2 protein-coding genes and 1 pseudogene are annotated in these 2,071 nt (G+C 41.3%); 1 reads left to right on the plus strand and 2 read right to left on the minus strand.

Going from position 1 to position 2,071, the window contains the following annotated elements:
* Nucleotides 1–328, minus strand: a pseudogene (locus tag Q0L68_RS19900) (glycogen debranching protein); the annotation flags it as partial.
* A gap of 95 nt (nucleotides 329–423) precedes the next feature.
* Between Q0L68_RS19900 and Q0L68_RS19905 the strand changes: the two are divergent.
* Nucleotides 424–1,854, plus strand: a complete 1,431-nt coding sequence (locus Q0L68_RS19905; protein WP_296705987.1) for a DASH family cryptochrome — start codon at nucleotides 424–426, stop codon at nucleotides 1,852–1,854.
* A gap of 31 nt (nucleotides 1,855–1,885) precedes the next feature.
* On the opposite strand, the gene Q0L68_RS19910 is transcribed toward Q0L68_RS19905, so the two are convergent.
* Nucleotides 1,886–2,071, minus strand: a 186-nt coding sequence (locus Q0L68_RS19910; RefSeq protein WP_296705989.1) for a hypothetical protein, incomplete at its 5' end; no start/stop codon positions are given.

The raw sequence follows: 2,071 nt of genomic DNA on the forward strand, positions 1-2,071 counted from the left end.
TAAATGAGTTGCCCTTTTCGAGACAAATGCTTGTTCCTTCACTGCTCACGGCGACGGTGAATCCGTCCATAAGTTTAATAGGATGCATCCAAATTCCCCCCATCTCTCCTTCTACATGCCAGCCCAAATCAGGGAATGTGCCGTCTTGATTTCCGATGAGGTAGAGCCGATCTCCTGCCGTTGTATAAGGGCTTTTCAAGTAGGCTTCTTTGCCTTGGAGTTGTGACAAATCAGCAAGGCTCTCCCAAAGTTCTTGATTTGGTGAGCTTGGGCTGGCGCAAGAAAAAATAAGGATTGAACCTAGAAATAGTAAAAGAGAGTGTTTCATGAACTGATGATTGAAAATTCAAAGTAGGAATTTTTAAATAATATTTTTTTCATGATTCCTCAAAACACTTGAATTAAACAAGCTGTTGGGGCAATATGAAATGTAAACGGGCAATCGTATGGTTTCGAAACGATCTCAGAGTCACTGATAATGAGACCTTGGTAAAAGCAACCCAGTCGGCGGCGGAAATTTTGCCGATCTATTGTTTTGACCCGAGGATGTTTGAGAAGACAGCTTTAGGGTTTCCCAAAACAGGCGCATTTCGATTTCAATTCTTAGTAGAGTCCCTTCGGCAGTTACGAATTCGACTTCAAGAACTCGGTGCCGATTTGATAATTGCCCAAGGATTGCCAGAAGAAAAGTTGATTGAAATTGGGGAAAAGTATTCGGTAGAGAAGATCTTCTTTAGTCAAGAAGTAACATCGGAGGAAGTCGGGGTAGAAATAGCCTTGGAAAAGTCAGCTTGGGCAAAGGGAATTCAAACCGAAAGCTTTTGGCAGAGTACCCTTTTTCACAGCGATGATTTGCCCTTTCCTGTGGCCCAAACTCCAGAAGTTTTTACACAGTTTAGAAAAAGCTTGGAGAAAATTGTTGAAGTCCGGCGAACGTTTCCAGCGCCGCTTACTATAAAATATCCCGGAACGGATACCATTTTCAGTAATGGCGACTTCCCGGAATATTCTCACTTTGGATTGAAGGAGCCTGAACCGGCGTCTGCTTATGTAGAGTTGGTTGGTGGTGAAGACGCAGGTCTCAGGCGAATTCAGTCCTATTTTTGGGAAAAGAATCTCCTAAAAAATTACAAGGAAACCAGAAATGGATTGCTTGGATTTGATTACAGTTCTAAATTTTCTCCTTGGCTTACTTTGGGCTGTATTTCTCCAAGAACAATCTTCGAAGAAGTGAAGCGCTACGAGAGAGAGCGAATAAAGAATGAGAGTACGTATTGGTTGATATTCGAACTGATCTGGCGGGATTATTTTCGATTTATATGCAAAAAACATGGAAACGCTGTTTTCCAAATCGATGGAATTAAGAAACAAATGGACTCCTGGCGAAGGGATAGTGCTGATTTTCAGCGCTGGTGTGAGGGGAAGACGGGAGTCCCTTTTGTAGATGCCAATATGCGTGAATTGAATACCACAGGGTTTATGTCGAATAGAGGCAGGCAAAATGTGGCAAGTTTTCTAGTAAATGATTTGAATATAGATTGGACCTGGGGTGCTAGCTATTTCGAAAGTCAACTGATCGATTACGATGTATGTTCCAATTGGGGGAATTGGATGTATGTGGCAGGCGTAGGTAATGATCCAAGAGAGAATCGGTATTTTAACATAATCCGGCAAGGAAAAAATTACGATAAAGAGGGAGATTTTGTAAGAGCTTGGATACCGGAGCTAGCCTCGATTAATGGCTTTAACATCCATCAACCGGAGGACTTATCCACAGCTAAATTGAAAGAGTTTGGAATTGAATTAGGAAAAACTTATCCACATGCGATGGTTGAAATGGTGAAGTGGGTGTAGGATAAGTAGCCCTCGGAAAATTTTTCGAGGGCTAATCTTCTTCCTCAGATTTATCTTTTGATTGTTGATGTAGATAGTTTGGCTTCCAGAACACAAAGAACCAAATCAACATCCAAACGGAATAAGCATTGGCTATAGAAACATAAGTGCCGAGTTCAAAAATAAAATCGAATTCAAACCGAAGTTCAGGATAAACATAACCCTTACTAAAAAATAC

The sequence above is a fragment of the Algoriphagus sp. genome (genome assembly GCF_024642405.1).
GTDB lineage: Bacteria > Bacteroidota > Bacteroidia > Cytophagales > Cyclobacteriaceae > Algoriphagus.